Raw genomic sequence first — 22072 nt, 5'->3', positions numbered from 1 at the left:
GGTCAACAAACTTTTAAAGCAGGCCTTTGCTATTGCTACACAAAAAACCTATTACACCGAAAATAACTTAAATTTATCTTGTATATAAACACAGTTCATCTCGACCGAAGTGGAGAGATCTTTTTCTGATAGAAGTTAGAATATAGAGAAGAGACTAAGAGTTAAGAATCAAGAGTCAAGAGCTAGGAAACAGGACTGTGAATTTTGAATTTTGAAGGAGTTTATACCATATACCGCATATTGTATAATGTATACTGAAAAACTTCGCGATACAACAACTTTTGAACCTTGAACTTTTTAAACTTTAAACTTATTACCATTCAATCGGTTTTTTACCATGTGCTTTTAAATAATCATTTGCTTTGGTAAAATGTTTATTTCCAAACCAGTAACCACGGTTAGCACTTAAAGGAGAAGGATGTCCGCTAGTTAATATAAGATGTTTTGAGCTGTCAATTTTTGAGGCTTTTTTCTTGGCATAGCCTCCCCAAAGCACAAAAACAACATTTTCTTTTTCGGCAGAAACAATTTCGATCACGCGATCTGTAAATTGCTCCCATCCCTGCCCCTGATGTGATCCTGCCTGATGCGCCCTTACCGTTAATGTGGCATTAAGCAATAATACGCCCTGATCTGCCCAGCGTTCCAGATTCCCCGATTGTGGCATTGCGCTGCCGGTATCATTCTGGATCTCCTTAAAAATATTCACCAAAGACGGTGGTTGCGCGATTCCATCATTTACCGAAAAACAAAGTCCGTTTGCCTGTCCCGGTCCGTGATAAGGGTCCTGCCCTAAAATGACCACCCGGGTATCTTCAAAATTAGAATGATCGAAAGCAGCAAAAATGTGTTTCCCTTTAGGATACACTTTAAAGTTTGAATATTCATTTTTAACAAATTCAACGAGATTTTTAAAATAATCTTTCTCAAATTCGGTTTCTAAATGCGTTTTCCAGCCTTCGTTGATATTTACGTTCATTATAATTTTAAGTAAATTTGCAATGTTCCAAAATTAGGAAAAATAAAACAACCTTTGGGAATGGAACAAACGCTAGAAGCGATAAAATTTTAAAATTGCTATGAATACCGATGGATATCAAAAAAATCGGTTGAATATTGAAAATTAAACCCTCCATGAGGGATTGTCTATGATAAAGATTACAGAAAAAAGCCTTGCAGATTTAGAGTTTCCGGTAGTAAGAGAACAAATAAGCGAATTATGTGTGACAGATCCCGGAAAAGCTAAAGCTTTAGAGATTACACCTTATAAAACCTATAAAAAAACCTATTTTGGATTACATCAAACCAATGAATATGTAAGTTCTAAACTACAGGAAAGTCCAATTCCCAATCACGGGTTCGATCAAATCAATAATGAGCTTAAATTATTGAATATTGAAGAAACCATTCTGGAAGTTTCGGGCTTTAGGAAAATTGCGGGGTTATCGGAAACTGTAAATACCCAGATTCGGTATTTTAATAAATTTCAGCAGATTTATCCAAATTTGCACCAAACGGTTGCTGAAGTTGAATATACCACAGTACTCATCGATCAGATCAATAAAATTGTAGATCGTTTTGGTGAAATTAAAGATGATGCTTCTCCCCTTTTACAAAGTCTTAGGCGCCAAATAAATTCGGTTAAAGGACAGATTAATGGTAGTTTCAACAGTGCTTTAAGCACGTATTCTTCTTACGGTTATCTTGATGAAATTAGAGAAAGTGTCGTAGAAAATGTTAGGGTACTTGCCGTAAAAGCCATGTATCGCCGTAAGGTGAAAGGCGGAATTATGGGAAGTTCTAAAACTGGAAGCATTGTTTTTATCCAGCCAGAATCTACTTTTCGGTATACCCGGGAGCTTAATAACCTTCAGTATGAAGAAAAAGAGGAAGTCAACCGAATTTTAAAGGAATTAACCGAGTTTGTTCGACCATTTAGACCACTTTTAATTGAGTATCAAAAATTACTGACCAAGATCGATGTAATCGCGGCAAAGGCCAAATATGCCGAAAAGATCAATGGTTTACTGCCAACCATTACAACAGATCAGGAAATTCAGCTTAAAGAAGCCTATCACCCGTTATTGCTTATTAGTAACAATAAAAAAGGAGCAAAAACCTATCCCCAGGATATCGATTTAAGTAAGGATAACCGTATTGTAGTGATCTCAGGCCCCAACGCTGGCGGGAAAAGTATCACGTTAAAAACAGTGGGCTTATTGCAATTAATGTTACAGAGCGGAATATTAATTCCGGTTCACGAGTTCAGCAGGGTTTCTTTTTTCAATAGGATTCTAACCGATATTGGCGATAACCAGTCGATCGAAAATCATTTAAGTACCTATTCGTACCGACTAAAGAATATGAATTATTTTCTTCGGAAATGCGATGATAAAACGCTGTTCTTAATCGACGAATTTGGTACCGGTAGTGACCCGGAGCTGGGCGGTGCTTTAGCTGAAACTTTTCTTGAAGTGTTTTACGAAAAAGAAAGTTTTGGGATCTTAACTACACACTACGCCAACCTGAAGAAATTAGCGAGCGAATTGCCCAATATGAGCAATGCAAACATGCTATTTGATTCCAGAAGTTTAGAACCCATGTTCAAACTTCGGGTTGGGGAAGCCGGGAGTTCATTTACTTTTGAAGTAGCGCAAAAAAACGGAATCCCCTATAGCCTGATTAACCGTTCCAAGAAAAAAGTAGAGCGTGGTAAGATACGGTTTGATCGTAGTATTGCTAAACTTCAGCAGGAACGCAGTAAGCTTCAGAAAACAACCGATTCTTTAAAGCAAAAAGAACAAAAAGCTGCGGTACAGAAAGATAAGCTTGAAGAAACAAATTCCCGCATTCAGCAGAAATTAGAAGATTATCAGGAGCTTTTTGATACCAATCAGCGTATGATCTATTTAGGCCAAAAAGTAAATGATATCAGCGAAAAATTCTTTACCAATAATAACAAAAAGGAGCTTATTGGCGAATTTCTGAAGGTGGTAGCAATAGAGAACTCGAAACGTAAAAAACAAAACGCCAAACAGCGAAAAGCGGAAAAAGCGCGGGAAGAAAAAATAAAAGTTGAAGCTGAAAAGAAAGTTGAAGTAATTCGACAAAAGAAAAAAGAAGAGAAAAAGAAGGAAGAAATAGCGGCTCAAAAGGAAGCAAATAAACCTAAAGCTAAAGTAAAACTTGGTGATCGTGTACGTTTGGAAGACAGTCGAAGCGTAGGAACCCTCGATAAAATTGAAAAAGGAAAAGCAACGGTGAATTACGGAATGTTCACTACACAGGTGGATATTGAAAAATTAGAGCTGGTACAGGCCATGAAAAAATCATAATGAATATTCCTGAAAATAAGAAAATCGTGCTTTTTGATGGCGTTTGCAATCTTTGTAATGACGCTGTGATATTTATTATAAAACATGATAAAAACGACCAATTTCGCTTTGCCTCCTTACAAAGCGAAGTTGGCCGAAAACTTCTTGAAGAACGTAATATCGATCCTAATTATTTAGATTCGATTATTCTTATTAAACCGGGTATTGCCTGGTATGAAAAATCTGATGCAGCCTTAGAAATCGCTAAAGATCTTAATGGGATTTATAAAAGCTTAAAAATCTTCAAATTTTTACCAAAAGGACTTCGAGATGCAGCATACAAAGGTATTGCTAACAATCGATATAAATGGTTTGGTAAAAAAGAAAGTTGTATGATCCCAACACCACAGCTTAAAGCAAAATTCTTGGATTAATTTTATACCTTATCCTCTAAAAAATATATTCATGGAGCCTCATTAGCATTGCGAACTTTGCGAATATCAAGATATAAGTTTTAAAAAGGGAAATATTTGCGGATTAATCGGAGATAAACCGAGTTTTACAGATACTTGCCATAAAATCGAATTTGGAGAGAAAAGAGGACGAAAAATCGTTGATACCAATGCAGAATTTCAGAAAGTATTGAAAAATAAATGGTGGGTATATAGCTATTTTATTCTGTTTAATATTTTTGCTATTGCACTATTCTATTTAGATTATTTTTTCCTGGACTATTTAAAATACTTCTCCGTTATGACTTATGTAGTCCCTATTATAATCGCTGCAATTGCAATAACATTATTGGGAATGGGATGGGGTGCTTTGAATAATTATAGAAATAATCTAAGTATTGCTGAAGCCAATAAATCTAAAGTTGACTCCATACTTTTAGCCTACAATATTGATTATGAACTTAAGTTAGATTTTATAAAAACTTTTCATGAAGGACTAAAAGTAAAAAGCGATTTGAGATTTAAAATAAGAAAAGGTTGATGTAAAACTTCTTATCGTAAACTTATAATTGCTTTATCCATCGTTTAAAAAGAATGGATTAGTATAACAATACATTAGGCCTTAGCTTAGCGTAATTGAGAAATCTGTTTACAATTAGCAATGTGCCGTGCCAGGAAAAAAGAGCAACTCTTATCAAGTGTTTTTATTGAACTTTAAATTTTAAACCTTGAATTTAAAACCTAAATACTTTGAACTTTTAGACTTTATACTCTGAAAGAATCAAGAACCGGGAAGAAAGACTAAATTTCGGAATATTGAAAACTTTTAACTTTATAACCTTGAACTACTTTTAACTTGGAATCATTTTTTAATGCTTCTTTTTCGAATATTCTTCGTCCCATTCTTTAACGTTTGGTGGTCCCATCATGCCTACAGATTTTGCAACCATCACAGAAACGGCTGCATCTCCGGTAACATTTACCGTAGTTCTGCACATATCTAATGGTCGGTCTATGGCGAAGATAAGGGCTAAACCAGCTTCCGGAATTCCCGCTTGCGCTAAAACAATTACCAGCATTACCATCCCTGCTCCCGGTACGGCGGCCGAACCTATTGAAGCAAGTGTTGCTGTAGCGATAATCCCTAATTGCGCGCCTATACTTAAATCGATACCAAAAGCCTGCGCGATAAAAACTGCTGCAACTGCCTGATATAAGCTAGTACCATCCATATTAATTGTGGCTCCAATGGGTAACACAAAACTGGTCACTTCTTTATGTACCCCCATGTGTTCTTCTACCCTCTCCATCGTTACCGGCAAAGTGGCAGCACTAGAACTTGTAGAAAATGCCAATAGTTGCGCAGGAGCAATTCCGTTGATAAAAAAGGATGGTTTGTTTTTAGTGAAAACCCAAACCAGAAGAATATATACGCCAATCATTAATACCAAACCAATCAACACGGTTAACGCGTACATGGCCAGGGCAGCAAAAAGATCTGTACTCGGCGATTCTACAACCAATGCGGCTAGTAAAGCAAAAACACCAAAAGGCGCAAAAAGCATGATTAAATCAATTAATTTTAGGATCACCTCGTTAAATCCATCAAAGAAATCTTTAACCGGTTTTGCAGTTTCTTCATTGATTAATATTAAACCAATCCCAAAGAAAATAGCAAAGAAAATCACCTGAAGCATATTTCCGTTATCACTTGCTGCGGCAAAGATGTTACCGGGTACCAAATCTTCCAAAGCCTGTAAAGGGCCTGCTTCTTTTTGTTTAGCGGCATTAGCCTGTACGCCTACGGCATCACCTTCGTAACTGGTAATTAATTCCTGTCTGGTATCTTCCTCAATCGTTCCGCCGGGATTAATAAGGTTTACCATCACCAGACCTATACTAACCGCAATAATGGTGGTGGCAATATAAATCCCAATGGTACGAAAGCCCATTTTAGATAATTTGGAGATATCTTTTAAATCTGAAATCCCTTTAATCAAAGAGGCTAAAATTAGCGGAACTGCAATAAGTTTTAAGGCATTAATAAAAATGTTCCCAAATGGTTTTATCCAATCACTAACAAATTCTGCTCCCCAGCTAAAATTGGTCATGATCAGGGCAAAAACAACTCCAGCAAACATTCCTAGTAAAATCTGCCAATGCAGCGCTAATTTCTTCATAGTGTGATTTTCTGTATTGTTTTATTCTAGTTTAGAAGATTTATCCTGAAGGAAAAAATCGGCTATGGTAAGTGCGGCCATGGCTTCTACAATGGGTACCGCTCTTGGAACTACACATGGATCATGGCGACCTTTCCCCTGCATTTCAATAATTTCTCCGTCTTTATTAATAGTATCTTGTTTTTGCATAATCGTAGCTACAGGTTTAAAAGCGACATTAAAATAAATATCCATTCCGTTTGAAATTCCGCCCTGTATACCTCCACTTAAGTTGGTTTTTGTAGTACCATCTTCATTAAAAAGGTCGTTGTGTTCACTTCCTTTCATTTTAGTACCTTCAAAACCACTACCATATTCAAAGCCTTTTACAGCATTTATAGAGAGCATGGCCTTTCCTAATTCGGCATGCAGTTTATCAAAAACCGGTTCGCCCAATCCTTTAGGGACACCGCTAATCACGCAACGCACCGTACCTCCAACGGTATCGCCTTCAGATCTGATTTGCTTAATATAAGCTTCCATTTCTTCAGCTTTTGCTTTATCCGGGCAACGTACCGGATTGGTTTCAATTAACGAAAAATCTACTTCATAATGCGGCTTATCCAGGAAAATCTTCCCTACAGAATCTACATAAGCTGTAATTTTAACCGCTTTAAGCATCTGCTTTGCAATAGCACCTGCTACTACCCTGCTCGCTGTTTCCCTGGCCGAACTACGGCCACCACCGCGATAATCCCGTACGCCATATTTTTCATCATAGGTATAATCGGCATGCGAAGGACGATAGGTATCTTTTATGTGAGAATAATCTTTTGATTTTTGATTGGCGTTATGAATTACAAAACCAATAGGTGTCCCTGTAGTCTTGCCTTCAAAAATACCGGAGTAGAATTCTACCGTATCCGGTTCTTTCCGCTGTGTAACAATAGCAGACTGGCCGGGTTTTCTTCGGTTTAATTCTTCCTGAATTGCTTCAAAGTCTAGTTGTAATCCTGCCGGGCATCCATCGATGATCCCACCAATTGCCGGCCCATGTGATTCACCAAAAGTGGTGAGTTTAAAAAGTTTTCCGAAGGAATTTCCTGCCATTTGATCGATTTTGAACAAATGTAATTTTTTAGCCTATAAATTAAAAATTGATTTTAGTAAAACATTTCATTTATAGTAGAAAATGCGGGATATCTGCCTAAACTTTAATTTTTGTTTTGAAAATTTTAATGGAAACCTTCACTATTCTCCCATTTTAAAATTAACTGACCAGAATAACAATTAATTGAAGATTGCTTAAAATCATCTTAATATGATTTTTTAAAAAACAGCATTTCTTTGCAAAAAAGAAGACTATATTGGGAAGTAAGCGAAAAATTGATTTGTTAGTGATTTCAGATGTTCATTTAGGGACATTTGGATGTCACGCAAAAGAATTATTGCTATATCTTGATAGCGTAGCACCTGAGAAAATAATCCTGAATGGTGATTTTATCGATATCTGGCAATTTAGAAAAAGTTATTTTCCTAAATCCCATCTGGAAGTCATCAAAAAAATTATCGATTTAAGTACCAGCGGGACTGAAGTAATTTATATTACGGGAAACCACGACGAAATGCTTAGAAAGTTTAGTGAAACTTTTATGGGCTCGTTTTCAATTGTAGATAAACTTGTTTTAGAGCTCGATGGTAAAAAAGCCTGGTTTTTTCACGGGGATGTTTTCGACGTTTCGATACAAAACGCTAAATGGATCGCAAAACTTGGTGGTTGGGGCTATGATTTTTTAATTTTGATTAACCGGTTTTTAAACTGGTGCTTAGTAAGAATGGGGAGAAAAAAATATTCTCTTTCTAAAAAGATTAAAAATAAGGTTAAGGGTGCTATTAAGTTTATAGATGATTTTGAGAAAACCGCAACCGATCTTGCTATAGAAAATGGCTATAAATACGTGGTATGCGGGCATATTCACCAGCCCAGAATTGTAAGAAAAACCAATAAAAAAGGGACGTGTTTATATCTAAATTCCGGCGACTGGATCGAAAATCTAACCGCTTTGGAATATCATAATAAACGCTGGGAACTTATCAGGTTTCCAGAACTTAATATGAAACAAATTAAAGAGCCGCAGTTACTCACCGCCATCACCGTGCTAAAACGTAGTAAGTCAAGGTAAAATATAAATGCCAATAACGGAACCATGGAATTAACCTCTTTAATGAGAGATTAGAAACTTTCCTTTTCCTGGCGATGATGTCTTGCTTCCTGGCCTTTTCTGCGTTTTCGTTCTTCTAATAACAATGAAAGTTCTCTACCTGTTTGCCCTTTTACCGAAGAATTTTCCTGTGCTCTACGCATTAAATACGGCACTACATCCTTAACGGGGCCAAAAGGAACAAGTTTAGCCGAATTATAGCCCTTCTTTGCTAAATTATAACTTAAGTTATCACTCATCCCAAACAACTGACTAAACCAGATATGTGGATGATTTATGGCATAACCCTTATCCTCGATGATCTGTAATGCCAGGTAATTGCTTACCTCGTTATGGGTACCAATATACACAGAAATATCATCGAGATTAGCCAAACAATAGGACATAACGCTATTAAAGTTCACATCGGTAGCTTCTTTACTTTCGCAAATAGGAGAAGGATAACCTAAACGCTTGGCGCGTTCATTTTCTTTTTCCATATAGGCACCACGAACAATTTTAGCCCCTATTTTAAAACCTTCAGCCTTTCCTTTTTCATGCAGGTCTTTAAGATATTCTATCCTATCCCAACGATAACATTGTAACGTATTAAAAATGAGTGCTTCGTCTTTGTTGTATTTGCGCATCATTTCTTCCATTAAATCATCTGCTGCCGTTTGCATCCAGGTTTCTTCACCATCGGCATATAATCTTACTTTTAGATCGTAAGCGGTTTTACAAAGTTTTTCTACCCGATTTTCGATATTTTCCCACTCTTTTTTTTCATCGTCAGATAAACTGACTTTGGCGGTCATTTTTTCCCAAATTTCAAACCTACCTACACCAGTGGGCTTAAAAACAGCAAAAGGGATTTCTTTTTCTTCTTTTGCAAACTTAATAAGCTCTAATTTTTTAGCCACTGCGGCATCAAACTGCTCTTCTGTTTCTTTTCCTTCAACCGAATAGTCTAAAATACTATGCAATTTGGCCTGGTACATGGTTTTAATAGTAGGCTTGCAGTCCTCCATTGTTTCCCCACCGGCAAATTGTTCAAAAATGGTCTTTTTAATTAGGCCTTCTACGGGCAAATTCAATTTTAAAGACATTTTGGTAAGTGCAATACCAGATTTCACTAAAGTTGGCTTTCCCATCATACTAAATAAAAAAATCGCTCTATCTAACTCTGTATCTGATTTTAATTTAAAAGCCGTTTTGGTATCGTTAAATATCTTTTTTCTAATCATGGAGATCTCATTAATTAGCGCAAATATAATTATTGAATATTGATTTCGATTTAATATTTTCTCCTTATTTTCGAAACTGATTTAAAGATTAAAAATCATGACAAACACGGCAAAAGGAACCGTTTTTTATAAAGAAGAAGCATATCAAAAAATTAACGAATATCTATTAGAACAAAAACCGTCTAAGATATTTATTCTCGTAGATACAAATACACACGAACTTTGCTTACCGGCATTTTTACCTAAAATAACAACAGAAATCGCCATTGAAATTATAGAAATTGAAGCTGGCGAGCCTTTTAAAAACCTGGATACCTGCATGGGGGTTTGGCAAACAATGTCTGATCTTGAAGGCGATCGTAAAAGTTTAATGATTAATCTTGGTGGTGGCGTGGTTACCGATCTTGGGGGATTTGTAGCTTCAACTTTTAAACGCGGTATTACCTATATTAATGTCCCTACTACCCTGCTTTCTATGGTAGATGCTTCAGTTGGTGGTAAAACCGGCGTGGATCTTGGGAATCTTAAAAATCAGATTGGTGTGATCTCGAATGCTGAAATGGTGATTGTAGATTCTGATTATCTGGCTACACTTCCTTCCGAAGAGATGCGAAGTGGCTTAGCTGAAATCTTAAAACATGGCCTGATTGCCGATGAGGCCTACTGGGAAAAAGTAGGTAAACTTAGTGAACTAACCCTAAATGATCTGGATGATATTATACGAGTTTCAGTAGCGATTAAAGCAAAGGTGGTTTCCGAAGATCCTTATGAGAACGGGTTACGCAAAACCTTAAATTACGGACATACTTTAGGGCACGCTATAGAATCGTATTGTTTAACGCATACCCAAAAGAAGACTTTATTACATGGAGAAGCCGTAGCTTTGGGGATTATCCTGGCTACTTATATTTCTAAGGAGTTAAAAGATTTTCCTACGGAAAAACTTGATAATATCACCAGACGTATTGTAGAACTTTATGGCAAGGTCGAGTTTTCTAAAGAAGATATTGATGCGATTATCGATTTAATGAAATATGATAAGAAAAATGAAGCCGGAAAAATAAACTTTGTACTCCTTAAAGACATAGGAGAAACTGAAATTGACTGCCAGGTACCAAATAATATAATATTTGATGCCTTTGAATTTTATCAAAACGCCTGATTATTATAAATTTATTGGCACCGCCAAAGGGTTTAATACCCCGAGGCTTGCCTCGGAATTGAAATTTTATGTCTATCGAATGCCTCGTGGGCTTGCCCCTAGGTAGTTTACTATTCTATTAAAATTTCACTCTAAGCCTTTAAGGTTTTATATTTTTATTTATAATTGCAAAAAAATCAACCCTATAAAATGAAAAGAGTAATTGTTGACTTTAAAAAATTAACACCGGAGATATTAAGCCTTCTTGTAGAGAAATATCCTGATGGCTATGATGACGATCACATCATCTCCTTTAAGAATGCGAAGGGAGAAACGATTGATGCGGTTGAAGTACGAACTGAAGATGCTATTTATCTTGTTAAGGTAAGTACACGTTTAGAAAATACCATGGCTAATTTTGATGAAGAAGATTATGATGATGACGACTTTAACGAGCCAATCGTAGATATCCCGGAAAAAGATAACGACGAAGAAGACGACGATTAAGACATAAAAAAAGGGAGTTAAAAATTAAAACTCCCTTTTTATATTTTGTAGAATGTCTTTAAGAATTATGCATGTTGGTAATCATGCTTTCCTTCTTTAATTTCTTCAATTAATTTATCATTAAATGCTGGTAGATCGTCTGGAGTTCTACTGGTAACAAAACCTTCGTCTACGACCACTTCTTTATCTACCCAAAGTGCTCCTGCATTTTCTAAATCTTTTTTGATAGATGGATAAGAAGTCATTGTTCTTCCTTCAACAACTTCTGCATTGATTAAGGATTGCGGGCCATGACAAATAGCGGCTACAATTTTACTTTGTTTAAAGAAATCTCTAATAAATATTAATGCATCCTCATTAGTACGTAAATTATCGGGGTTTAATACACCGCCTGGCAGCACCAAAGCATTGTAATCTTTAGCACTTACTTCACTTACTAATTGATCTACGGTAAAATCTTTACCCCATTTATCTACATCCCAACTTTTAATAGAACCAGACTTTACACTTACGATATCTGCTTTAAAACCTGCTTTCTCGATCGCTTCTTTTGGTGAGGTTAATTCACTTTCTTCAAATCCATCTGTTGCTAAAATAGCTACTCTCTTTTCCATAATTTTTATTTTTTAAGCGTTTTTCCAAATTTAAAAACTATAAAAGAGAACCTGTATTAAAGGCATTTTAAATTAGAGTAGAGCAAAGTTAATAAGCGTTAAAAATGGATTACTTAAAGTTTATAACGAATTTTCAATTGATAATAAGCTAAATAACCAAGGATTTTGAAAAGTTTTAGCAATTATCACTGGTATCCTTTTTTGAAATATGAACACTTTCTTTTAGCTTATCGATAATCTTTTTTTCTTCTTTTAACTGAACCTTTTTCTTCTCTAATTTTTCCATCTCCTGATAAATTGCGGGTTCCCCATTTTTGCCCATCTGAATTTTATCATTTTTCACCAGAGCATATTGTACGGTAAACTCGGCCCCATAAAACATGATCATGCAGGCGTAATACACCCATAATAAAATTAGTACTACGCTTGAGGCTCCTCCATACACCGATGTTGGCTCACTAGCACCAAAATAAAAGCTGATAAGGTACTCCCCTATTAAAAATAGAAGTGTGGTAAGGCTAGCACCTAAAAAAGTAGTTTTCCATTTAATCTTGATATCCGGAAGGATTTTAAAAATCGCCATAAACAAACTTGTAATCACAAGAAAAGAGATGATAAAATTGGCAATTTCTAGCATGGTTCCCGTAACATTAGGAGCAATAAAATGAATGCGTTCTTTCACTACATTGAGTAAGGCTGCAATTACCAGAGATATTAATAATAAGAGTCCGATCACCAGAATCATCCCGAACGAAATAGCACGATCTAAAAGTAAACTCCAAAAGTTGCTACGTTTCTCAGCTACGTTCCAGATGTTATTCATGGCAAGTTTAAGCTGTACAAAAACTCCGGTTGCACCAAATAACAACATGCCAACACCAAAAATAACCGCAAATGTAGATTCGTCAGAAAGCCAGGCGTTAGAAATCATTTCTTCAATTGCTTCAGCGGGATCACGGCCAATAAATCTGCTAATTTCTGCGGTAATCCTGCCCTTCACCGCTTCCCTACCAAAAAACGAACCGGCCAGCGTTACCACAATAATCAACAAAGAGGGTAACGAAAATAGTGTGTAATACGCTATAGTAGCACTACGCGCGTAAGGCTCGTTTTTGTTCCAGCTGGTAAAAGCTTTAGCCATAAGCTTAAAAAATGCTCTTACCGATTTTATAAATTTTGGAGGATTTTTCAAATGCCGTATCGTTCTTGTAAAATTTTTAAATGATGTATGGTATGCCCAATAATAATAAAACCTATAGCACGTGGCGTTGCCGAAGAACCATTCATTTGCCCTACTTGTTTTAGCATGCCATCGGTAAAGGAATCAAATAAAATGGAGGTCGATTTTCGTATAATTTCAAATTCATTTTTAAGGCTTTCCAAACTCCGGTTTTCAGCCCCACAAAAATCTACATAAGCATCATGATCAAAACCAGATAATGGTTGTGTTTCCCCTCTGGCCACACACAGTGCTCTATACTGAAAAATTCGCTCAACATCTATTAAATGTTGCAATACTTCAACCACCGTCCATTTTCCTTCTTCATATCTAAAAGATAATTTTACTTCATCTATTCGTCCCAGCATTTCAGAAATATCTTTCAGATTCTCTAAAAATAATATCCCCAAAGAAACTTCTTTGGGGATACTCTTAATATAATTTTCATAGAACGAATTGTACTCTGAAGCATTTAACTGCTCTACCGTCATATTTTAAGCTGAATTTCTACTTGCATTAATATTACCGTACAACGATCGGGTAACCATTTTTTCGTATTCATCCAATCGTTCACTATCGCTTCCGTTCTGTAGTTTTTGTACCATTCTTAAAGCATGTTGCTGTATTGTTAGCAACGGAAGAACGATACGTTCCCTGGCCTGGATTGAAGCCCTCATTGCAGGCTCGTTTTCCATAAGTTCCTTATATCCGGTAACTTTTAGTAACATTTCTTTAGAGCGCAAATACTCATCATGAATAATTTGCCAAAATTCACCAAACTCCTCATCTTCTTTCATATAAGCCGTTAACTCGAAAAAGGATTTGGTTAAACTCATCATGCTATTTTCAAGCAAAGTTTTAAAGAAAATCGAATTATTATAAAGTTGTTTTACTTTATCAAACTCTCCTTTTTCCTCGTATTTCTTTAAGGCTGTACCCACACCAAAGAATCCAGGAACGTTTTGCTTTAACTGGCTCCAGCTACCTACAAAAGGAATCGCGCGTAAATTATCCAGGTTTAATGCATTATTGTTTCTCTTAGAGGGACGGCTACCAATATTTGTTTTTGCATAATATTTAAGCGTACTCATCTTCTCTAAATACGGGATAAATCTTGGATGCGCTTTAAATTCCATATAGGTATTATAGCTGGTCTCTGCAAGATCTACCATTGTTGCACGATCATCATCAGATAAATTATTTTTACCATGATTAAAAATCTCGTTAGAAACTCCGGCACTAATTAATTGCTCCAGGTTGTACTGGCAACTATCTTGAGTTCCAAAATTACTACTAATGGTTTGTCCCTGTACTGTTAACTGAATTTCTTCATTTTCGATAGCCGATCCTAAAGAAGCATAGAACTGGTGTGTTTTACCGCCTCCACGTGCTGGTGGTCCTCCACGACCATCAAAGAAGGTCACTTTAATATCATATTCCCTAGAGATTTGGGTAAGCTCCTGTTTGGCCTTATAAATACTCCAGTTAGCCATAAGATATCCACCATCTTTAGTACCGTCACTAAAACCAAGCATGATGGTTTGTTTGTTTCCTCTGCGCTCTAAATGCTCACGGTACACAGGATTACTGTATAAGGTTTCCATTACCTGTGGTGAAGCCTTTAAATCTGGTACGGTTTCAAATAGCGGAATGATATCTACACTTGGTTCATCCCAACCACATAATCTTAAAAATGCAAAGGGCTCTAAAACACTCTGTGGAACTTCACTGTGACTAATGATGTATCTGTTAGCTCCTTTTTCTCCATTGCTTTGCTGGATTTGTTTCATCGCGTGTATAGAAGAAATGGTTGCTTTACCCATTCCGTCTTCACTATCAAATTCGTCTGCAGACAGATTTCCGGTAACTTTTGTAAGAATTTCGATTTGTTCTTTATCTGAAAGTTCTTTATAATTTTTTGGGATTAGATGATCCCCTCTTTTCTCACAAACCGCAATAATTTCTGAAAGCACTTCTTCGTGCACTCCACTATCCTGACGGATATCTAAAGTCGCAAGATGATAGCCAAATAAATTTACTTTATTTAAAAGATCATCTACTTCTTCTAAGAATAATGATTGATGCTTGTTAATAAGCACTTCTCTGATAGCATGCAGCTTACCTTTTAATTCTTCAAGCGATAATTTAATTGTAGCACCTTCTGAAACAGCTCCTTCATAAAGTGCTCTTTCGATTTCTTCAATGGTTTCATTTACCCCTTCAAAGGTGAGTCTCCTTTTTAATTTTCTGGCATCACGATAGTAGCAAAAAAGTATTGTACTCTTCAGTCGCTTGGCTACCTGTAAAGTAATATCTGTAGTTACAAATGGATTTCCGTCGCGATCTCCACCGGGCCAGAAACCTAATTCTATAATTTCATTGCCAATGCTATCACCATCAAACATATTCTGTTGGATATAGCTATATATTTTACTTACACTTTGATAGAATACATTCTCAAAATACCAGATAAGACTTATAGCTTCATCAAGCGGTGTAGGTTTTTCTTTTTTAAAGAACGGTGTTTTACCAAGCTGGGATAAAAGTTGTTTTATCTTTACAAGGTCATCATTTTGAATAGCCCTATCAAGGTCTGTAATAATCCCTAATACAGCGCCAGGGTAAAATTGCGTTGGGTGAGCTGTTAAGGTTGGTCTAACTTTAAATCGGGTTAAAAACTCCCGCAGTTTTTCATTCTGATTTTGGGATTCAGTTTCTTCCTTAATATTTCGAAGAGTCCCAATTCCGTCCATATTGTTAACAATGGGGAAAGCAGCATCCTCGATTGCGTCAAATAATACTACCTGTCTTTCAATATATTGTATGAACCTAAATAGAAGATCATTCATATCTTTTTCTGAGGGATCATCAAGATATTTTCTAAAAAATGCCTCTACGATTTCAGAGGGATTTTTATTCTTTTTAAATCCTTCTTCGCAAACTTCCTGAAAAAGTGGCAACAAAGAGCCCGTTTTGCGAATGTCATTAAAAGGCAGGGTTAGAAAAAGACTGTTATAAATTTGATACTTAGAAAGAACATTTTCATTAAAACGTTCTAACTTAGGTTCTCTATGCATAATTTTGGGTATTTGGTTGTCTTAAAATTATAAAAAAACCCTTCAAACAAGTGAGCTTAAAGGGTTTTTAATAAAAGTTTAGTATTCCTTTTATTACAGGTCCTTAAATATAGAATGCATTAAACGTTTCTTATCGTTAATGCTTTCTTCTAAAGAGATCATGGTTTCTGTACGGTATACTCCTTCAATATCATCTAATTGAAAGATAATTTCTTTAGCATGCTGAGTATTACGCGCTCTAACTTTACAGAAAACGTTGAATTTTCCCGTAGTAACGTGAGCAACAGTTACAAAAGGAATTTCGTTAATTCTCTCTAAAACAAATTTTGTTTGTGAGGTGTTCTTAAGAAACACACCTACATAAGCGATAAACGCATACCCCAGTTTTTGATAATCTAGCGTTAAAGAAGAACCTATAATGATTCCTGCTTCTTCCATTTTCTTTACACGAACGTGAACCGTACCGGCAGAAATTAGAAGCTTTTTAGCGATATCAGTAAACGGAGTTCTAGTATTCTCGATAAGCATGTCGAGAATCTGGTGATCTGTTTCGTCTAATTTAAATTTGGCCATTTTCTTAACTTCTTTTTATTATATGAAGTTCAAAAATAATACAAAAACTTTGAAGTATTTATAATTTTTTGAAGAATTAATCACATTTAACCATTAAAATCTCTTTATTTAAGAATATTTTATCAACTATAACGTTTGCGACTGGTGTTTTGTGCCCTGCCAACTCCAGTATTTTTCCTTCTCCATCAATCTCCTTATGCCCATATTTGTCAATTTTATCCTCAATTTTTTCAATTTTCGGTATAAATTCAACTTTATTCCCAACTAATTTTTCTGAATATTGAATACTTACGTCCTTAATACTATCCAGTATTCGTACGTTTTTAATCAAAATATCATTGAATTTCTTATCATTTTCAGGGATTTCAAAGTAGTCGTTGGTGTTGAGTTTTTGGTAAGTCTCAGTGCCAATGCTTCTTAAGGAAGAAATAATACTGGCAACGACAAATTCCCTCGTGGTTTCTCTTGTATAATCGTTAGGGAAATGTCCTTCTTCAAACAAAATCGTTGGTACGCCTTCACTTTGAAACGTATCTCCTGTACAGTTAATATTAAAAGCATCGTCATAACGGCCAATCTGCCCGGGTAATACTTCTTTAAGGTCTGAAACAATTTGAGCGATGACCTTCATGCTCTCGCTTCGCATGGCAGTGACTTTACGTTCTATATCTTCCGCGGGCGTTAAAAAAGATAGTACTGCTGACTTATTTGTGGAACCTGCACTAAAAATGGTGCGCTGCCCATGCAGGTTTAAACAAAACTGCGGCTTTACATCTTCAAAAACTTTTCTAAGTACACGGCTTTCGGGCTGTGTTAGATTTTGGGCATCACGGTTAAGATCAACATTGTTATAATTAAAGCGTGTATATTTTCTGGCACCATCAGGATTTAACATAGGGATACAGTATAAACTGATATTCTCTAAAATATCAAGGGTTTCTTTAGTATCTAAATGTATCAGGGCATTGATAACGTCTAAAACTGCTCTGGTCGTTGTCGATTCGTTACCATGCATTTGGGACCATGCCAGGACTTTTGTTTTCCCTTTACCAATTCTAATAAGATGAATAGGTTCTTTATTTACAGAGTAGCCAATTTTAAATAGTCTCACATCTTTTTTAAATTCTTTTAGTATGGGATGAATATGAGACTGATTAATATAACGACCTTTTATCTGATTCAATTTAAAGTCTGGATAGCGATCCATGATTTCTTTAATAGTAGCTGCGTATGCTTTCATGTTCACAAAAGTAAAAAACCTTTATTTTACAATTGTAAACAACAACAATTCATTTTATTGTTTACAATTGTAATTAGGTAGCGGATAGCGGGCAAGATTAGACTTGGATATACTCCAAAAAACCATTATTACGAATATAAAAACCTTAATTTTAGGACTTTATATGGTTTTATTTAAACAGTAGCTTTAATTTAAAAACAAAGTTTACAATTGTAATTAGGAAATTAAAATTAAATAATTTACATTTGTGAATACTGCTTATATATTAGATTTCACAATGGTAAACACGAAGGAGTTTACAAATAGATTACAGGAAATTATCGAATATTACGATTTAACGGCCTCTTCTTTTGCTGATAAAATTGAAGTGGGTAGGTCTTCTATTAGCCATTTATTGTCGGGTAGAAATAAACCCAGTCTGGAATTTGTAATGAAAATAGTAAAGACATTTCCCGAAGTTGAGCTCTATTGGTTGCTTAATGGGAAGGGAAGTTTCCCTAAAGCTGAAAATACGTCACCTAAAAAAACACCTAGTTATTACTCTAAGAAAGATCAAGTTCCTGCACAGAACTTCGAGAATGATTTATTTTCTGAATCTGTACAGGTAAATGAAATTGGCAAAGCAGTATCCTCTTTTCCTTCTAAAACAGATAAAAAAATATCACGGGTGATCATTTTTTATGAAGATGGTACTTTTGATGCCTTTGAAAATTGAATATTCAGGCCATTTCGATTAATTTTGCCCTATGAAAAAATTAATCTTCTTTTTTGTTCCATTCCTATTTTTAAGTTGTTTTGAACCTGAAAAAAACTGTCAGGATTTTCGTACCGGAACTTTTGAATTTCAATCCTATTTAAACGGAGAAATGGTAACCTCACGATTTGTGCGGACAGACAGTTTAGAGATTGATACCTTTCAGGGGAAAACAGATACTTCTTCTGTACGATGGATTAATGACTGTGAATTTATCCTTAAAAACATTCACCCTAAAAATATGCAGGAAAGGCAGGCCATCCACATGCGTATTATTAAAACCGATAAAGATGGCTACACGTTTGAGTATGGCAAAGTAGGTGATCCCCGTAAGGAAAGAGGATCGGTATATCGAGTTAAAGAAGAATAATCAGATTTTTCTGGATAATCATCTATTAAATGCTTCTAACCCGTTAATGATAGTTGTCGAAATATCTTAAAATAAAATCTGTTTTATAATAAATCCTTATTGCGCTACCTCTTAAAGTAACTTACTTCCTATTATTTTGTTTTAAAATTTCATTTTGCTCTTTTATGAGCAAATTCAAATTAGAAAGTAATTCGATATCTTTTGGAGTATTAACTTCTTTATTCTCTGGATCCTGAGCCTTGGCCCTAAATCGGTTCATTAGTTTTACCACTATAAAGATGGTAAAACCTATAATGAGAAAATCAATTAAGGCCTCCAATAAAGCACCGTAGGCGATAGCTACTTCTTCTACAGCTTTTCCGGTAGCGCTGGCTGAAGCGTCAATAGCTTCTCTTAAGACAATTTTTTTATCTGAAAATTGAATTCCATCTGTCATTAAGCTTAAAGGTGGTGTAATCACCTCTTTTACCAGAACATCGATCACTCTATTAAAAGCAGCGCCAATAATTACACCAATGGCGATGTCTACCATGTTCCCTTTAATGGCAAACTCTTTAAACTCTTTAAGTATTCCCATTATTATTCGTCATCAAATAATTTGGTCTGATTCTCTTCGGAAGAGTCTTTATCTTCTTTAAAGCTGGTTCCCGTCTGGTTAAAATCCACCTCTTCACCTTCCTCATTTTCTTCTTCAGGATCTGATTCATCGGGAAGTGGATCAAGTAAATTTATTGCCTTTACTTTATCTGTAGTTAACTGGTTTCCAAGTGCCTTAATCCCTTTTACCGAAATAAACTCTTCAATACTCACTTCTTCGTTTGGTCGGCGATCTTTTCCTTTTAATTTGGTGAATTCAATCTCTATCATCGGGAAATAATCTGTAGAAACCATTTCTAAATAGGCATTTTCATGGTCGCTAATAAACTTCTCTTCTTTGTCGGGATGTTCGATTAAGAAACGCTTTACATAAAACCGTTCTTTTTCGGGCTCCCAATAAATGGCTGAAATTGGCTTTTTAGGGGTCCATTTCTCTAGCACGATCATTTCCTCGTCAAAACGCGTTGTTAATTCAGGTTTTATGGTTTTTGCAATACCATCCTGAGTAATAATTAACAGGCGATCTTCACCTTTAAATTCTCCTAATAATTCACCACGTTCGTCTACATTAAGTCGTTTAACCACATCATCAAACCAGATCTTTCTCGGTTTTAAGGTAGAAACTCCTTCTTCTTTTAATTCTATTCGTTTTACAGAATATTTAGTAACAATATTTCCTTTTACGTTTCTTCCTTTTATTAAGATCTCGGCAAAATCTAATTCAAATTTTAATTTTTTGATACTACCTACCTGTCTTAAGAATACGGTAATCACTTCGGCTTCACCATTAGGATTAGCTGAAAAATAAAGAACTTTAGAATCTTTTTTACCCTGAGTAAGATCATATTCACGATCTCTGGTTACCGATGTTACCGCAAAACGTTTTACATAAGTGGTTCCGCCTTTTCCGTCGCGATAAATCATGTTATAAATGGTACGCTTATCTTTTTTCTTAAAAACAGCGACATGAATAATATCTTTACCGATAAAAGTTTTGGTATCCACTTTGGTCACCATCATTTTACCATCGGCAGTAAAGCAAATAATATCGTCGATATCTGAACAATCGGTTACATACTCATCCCTTTTTAGAGCGGTTCCAATAAATCCTTCCTTACGATTTACGTAAAGCTTGGTATTTCTTATCACTACCTTAGAAGCTTCAATATCTTCAAACAGTCGCAGTTCAGTCTTGCGATCTTTATCCTGCCCGTATTTCTCTTTTAAATTTGTGAAATAATCAACGGCATAATCAATAAGATTATCAAGATGATGATTCACCCTCGCGATTTCATCTTCTAAAGCGTCTATTTTTTGCTGCGCTTTGTCGATATCAAATTTTGAGATTCTTTTAATTCGAATCTCGGTAAGTCTTACGATATCTTCTTCGGTTACCGCTCGTTTTAAATGCTTAATATGTGGTTTTAAACCTTCATCTATAGCACTAATTACTCCTTCCCAGGTTTCTTCTTCTTCAATCTCACGATAGATCCTGTTTTCAATAAAAATACGTTCTAAAGAAGCAAAATGCCATTGTTCCTCCAGTTCATCTAGTGTAATTTCAAGCTCACGCTTTAAAAGATGAAGTGTATGATCTGTAGAAGATCTTAAAATATCTGAAACCCCTAAAAACTCCGGCTTATTATCAACGATTACACAGCCCAGTGGTGATAATGAATTTTCACACTGGGTAAACGCGTAAAGCGCATCGATAGTACGGTCGGGTGATATATTATTAGGAAGATGAATTTGTATTTCAACTTCAGCCGCCGTATTATCTTCGATCTTTTTGATCTTTATTTTTCCTTTCTCGTTCGCTTTTAAAACCGAATCGATCAAGCTTGTGGTGGTGGTACCAAAAGGAATTTCGGTAATGACCAGCGTATTTTTGTCTAACTGACTAATTTTAGCCCGAACTCTAACCCGGCCGCCTCGTTTGCCATCATTGTAATGGGAAATATCGGCAATACCACCGGTAGGAAAATCCGGAAATAATTTGAAACGTTTCCCTTGTAGATGTTTTATAGAAGCCTCAATAAGCTCGTTAAAGTTATGGGGCAATAAACGGGTACTTAAACCTACCGCAATTCCTTCTCCACCCTGTGCCAATAGCATTGGGAATTTAACGGGAAGATTTACCGGTTCTTTTTTACGGCCATCATAAGATAACTGCCATTCAGTAAGTTTTGGGTTGTATAGTACTTCCAGCGCAAATTTCGATAATCTCGCCTCGATATATCTGGGTGCTGCTGCACGATCACCGGTTAAAATATTTCCCCAGTTTCCCTGTGTATCAATTAAAAGATCTTTTTGGCCAATCTGTACCATGGCGTCACCAATACTGGCGTCACCATGAGGATGATATTGCATGGTATGCCCAACGATATTCGCTACTTTATTGTAACGACCATCATCAAGATCTTTCATAGAATGCATAATTCGGCGTTGTACCGGTTTAAAACCGTCTTCCATTGCCGGTACAGCACGTTCTAAAATCACATAAGAAGCATAATCAAGAAACCAGTCTTTATACATACCGGTAACCCGCATTATTTCTTCTTTAGGATTATTTAATTGTTCGTCTTTAGATTCTTCGGGATTCTCTTCCAT

General features: G+C 35.8%; 20 protein-coding genes. 8 read left to right on the top strand and 12 right to left on the bottom strand.

All coding sequences use genetic code 11. The features are described 5' to 3' along the window. Nucleotides 1-313: 313 nt before the first annotated feature. On the bottom strand, nt 314-979 hold the full coding sequence (locus tag L1967_RS18040; RefSeq protein WP_249602899.1) for a uracil-DNA glycosylase: 666 nt from the start codon (nt 977-979) through the stop codon (nt 314-316). 169 nt (nt 980-1148) lie between these two features. Here L1967_RS18040 and L1967_RS18035 point away from each other — a divergent pair, with 169 nt between their 5' ends. From L1967_RS18035 to L1967_RS18025, 3 genes are all read left to right on the top strand, one after another. Then, the gene (locus L1967_RS18035; protein ID WP_249602898.1) at nt 1149-3335 is read left to right on the top strand and encodes an endonuclease MutS2; all 2187 of its coding nucleotides are present in this window, start codon (nt 1149-1151) and stop codon (nt 3333-3335) included. Beyond that, nucleotides 3335-3748 carry a thiol-disulfide oxidoreductase DCC family protein gene (locus L1967_RS18030; RefSeq protein WP_249602897.1) on the top strand — a complete coding sequence of 138 codons (414 nt, stop codon included), beginning with the start codon at nt 3335-3337 and terminating at the stop codon, nt 3746-3748. Before L1967_RS18035 ends, L1967_RS18030 begins: the two co-directional genes overlap by 1 nt. A 319-nt stretch (nt 3749-4067) precedes the next feature. Further along, nucleotides 4068-4307, top strand: a complete 240-nt coding sequence (locus L1967_RS18025; protein ID WP_249602896.1) for a hypothetical protein — start codon at nt 4068-4070, stop codon at nt 4305-4307. Nucleotides 4308-4635: 328 nt separating this feature from the next. Here L1967_RS18025 and L1967_RS18020 read toward each other — a convergent pair whose 3' ends face one another. Continuing rightward, nucleotides 4636-5946, bottom strand: a complete 1311-nt coding sequence (locus L1967_RS18020; RefSeq protein ID WP_249602895.1) for a dicarboxylate/amino acid:cation symporter — start codon at nt 5944-5946, stop codon at nt 4636-4638. Between the two features lie 21 nt (nt 5947-5967). Then, entirely contained in the window at nt 5968-7035 is a 1068-nt protein-coding gene (gene aroC / locus L1967_RS18015) for a chorismate synthase (protein WP_249602894.1), read from the bottom strand. Between the two features lie 257 nt (nt 7036-7292). Between aroC and L1967_RS18010 the strand changes: the two genes are divergently transcribed. After that, complete coding sequence (locus L1967_RS18010; protein ID WP_249602893.1) at nt 7293-8108, top strand: UDP-2,3-diacylglucosamine diphosphatase; 816 nt, start codon at nt 7293-7295, stop codon at nt 8106-8108. Nucleotides 8109-8158: 50 nt separating this feature from the next. Here L1967_RS18010 and L1967_RS18005 read toward each other — a convergent pair whose 3' ends face one another. After that, the gene (locus L1967_RS18005) at nt 8159-9370 is read right to left on the bottom strand and encodes a proline dehydrogenase family protein (protein WP_249602892.1); all 1212 of its coding nucleotides are present in this window, start codon (nt 9368-9370) and stop codon (nt 8159-8161) included. Between the two features lie 97 nt (nt 9371-9467). Between L1967_RS18005 and aroB the strand changes: the two genes are divergently transcribed. Both aroB and L1967_RS17995 read left to right on the top strand, forming a co-directional pair. Continuing rightward, nucleotides 9468-10532 carry a 3-dehydroquinate synthase gene (aroB, locus tag L1967_RS18000; RefSeq protein ID WP_249602891.1) on the top strand — a complete coding sequence of 355 codons (1065 nt, stop codon included), beginning with the start codon at nt 9468-9470 and terminating at the stop codon, nt 10530-10532. A 189-nt stretch (nt 10533-10721) separates the two neighbouring features. Then, on the top strand, nt 10722-11018 hold the full coding sequence (locus tag L1967_RS17995; protein WP_249602890.1) for a hypothetical protein: 297 nt from the start codon (nt 10722-10724) through the stop codon (nt 11016-11018). Between the two features lie 65 nt (nt 11019-11083). Here L1967_RS17995 and L1967_RS17990 read toward each other — a convergent pair whose 3' ends face one another. From L1967_RS17990 to L1967_RS17965, 6 genes are all read right to left on the bottom strand, one after another. Beyond that, nucleotides 11084-11632 (bottom strand): type 1 glutamine amidotransferase domain-containing protein, encoded by a 549-nt coding sequence (locus tag L1967_RS17990; protein WP_249602889.1) that lies wholly within the window; start codon nt 11630-11632, stop codon nt 11084-11086. Between the two features lie 175 nt (nt 11633-11807). Further along, complete coding sequence (locus L1967_RS17985; RefSeq protein ID WP_249602888.1) at nt 11808-12824, bottom strand: YihY/virulence factor BrkB family protein; 1017 nt, start codon at nt 12822-12824, stop codon at nt 11808-11810. Next, nucleotides 12821-13342 (bottom strand): DinB family protein, encoded by a 522-nt coding sequence (locus L1967_RS17980; protein WP_249602887.1) that lies wholly within the window; start codon nt 13340-13342, stop codon nt 12821-12823. Before L1967_RS17980 ends, L1967_RS17985 begins: the two co-directional genes overlap by 4 nt. Before the next feature lie 3 nt (nt 13343-13345). Continuing rightward, nucleotides 13346-15928: a phosphoenolpyruvate carboxylase gene (locus tag L1967_RS17975; protein ID WP_249602886.1), complete on the bottom strand. Its 2583-nt coding sequence runs from the start codon at nt 15926-15928 to the stop codon at nt 13346-13348. Between the two features lie 93 nt (nt 15929-16021). Next, a complete protein-coding gene (locus tag L1967_RS17970) occupies nt 16022-16501 on the bottom strand; it encodes an Lrp/AsnC family transcriptional regulator (RefSeq protein WP_249602885.1) in 480 nt (159 codons plus the stop codon). A gap of 76 nt (nt 16502-16577) precedes the next feature. Beyond that, a complete protein-coding gene (locus tag L1967_RS17965; protein ID WP_249602884.1) occupies nt 16578-17741 on the bottom strand; it encodes a M14 family zinc carboxypeptidase in 1164 nt (387 codons plus the stop codon). A gap of 277 nt (nt 17742-18018) precedes the next feature. Between L1967_RS17965 and L1967_RS17960 the strand changes: the two genes are divergently transcribed. Together L1967_RS17960 and L1967_RS17955 are read left to right on the top strand one after the other, a co-directional pair. After that, on the top strand, nt 18019-18456 hold the full coding sequence (locus tag L1967_RS17960; protein WP_249602902.1) for a helix-turn-helix transcriptional regulator: 438 nt from the start codon (nt 18019-18021) through the stop codon (nt 18454-18456). Between the two features lie 31 nt (nt 18457-18487). Further along, nucleotides 18488-18865 (top strand): DNA topoisomerase IV, encoded by a 378-nt coding sequence (locus L1967_RS17955; RefSeq protein ID WP_249602883.1) that lies wholly within the window; start codon nt 18488-18490, stop codon nt 18863-18865. Nucleotides 18866-18986: 121 nt separating this feature from the next. On the opposite strand, the gene mscL is transcribed toward L1967_RS17955, so the two are convergent. Continuing rightward, complete coding sequence (gene mscL / locus L1967_RS17950; RefSeq protein WP_249602882.1) at nt 18987-19442, bottom strand: large conductance mechanosensitive channel protein MscL; 456 nt, start codon at nt 19440-19442, stop codon at nt 18987-18989. Nucleotides 19443-19444: 2 nt separating this feature from the next. Next, nucleotides 19445-22072, bottom strand: a complete 2628-nt coding sequence (locus L1967_RS17945; RefSeq protein ID WP_249602881.1) for a DNA gyrase/topoisomerase IV subunit A — start codon at nt 22070-22072, stop codon at nt 19445-19447.

Origin of the sequence: Zunongwangia pacifica (assembly GCF_023499215.1) — a bacterium.
In the GTDB taxonomy this organism is placed as follows: domain Bacteria; phylum Bacteroidota; class Bacteroidia; order Flavobacteriales; family Flavobacteriaceae; genus Zunongwangia; species Zunongwangia pacifica.
Note: the sequence above shows the minus strand (reverse complement) of the source record. Positions and strands in the feature narration are given on the sequence as shown.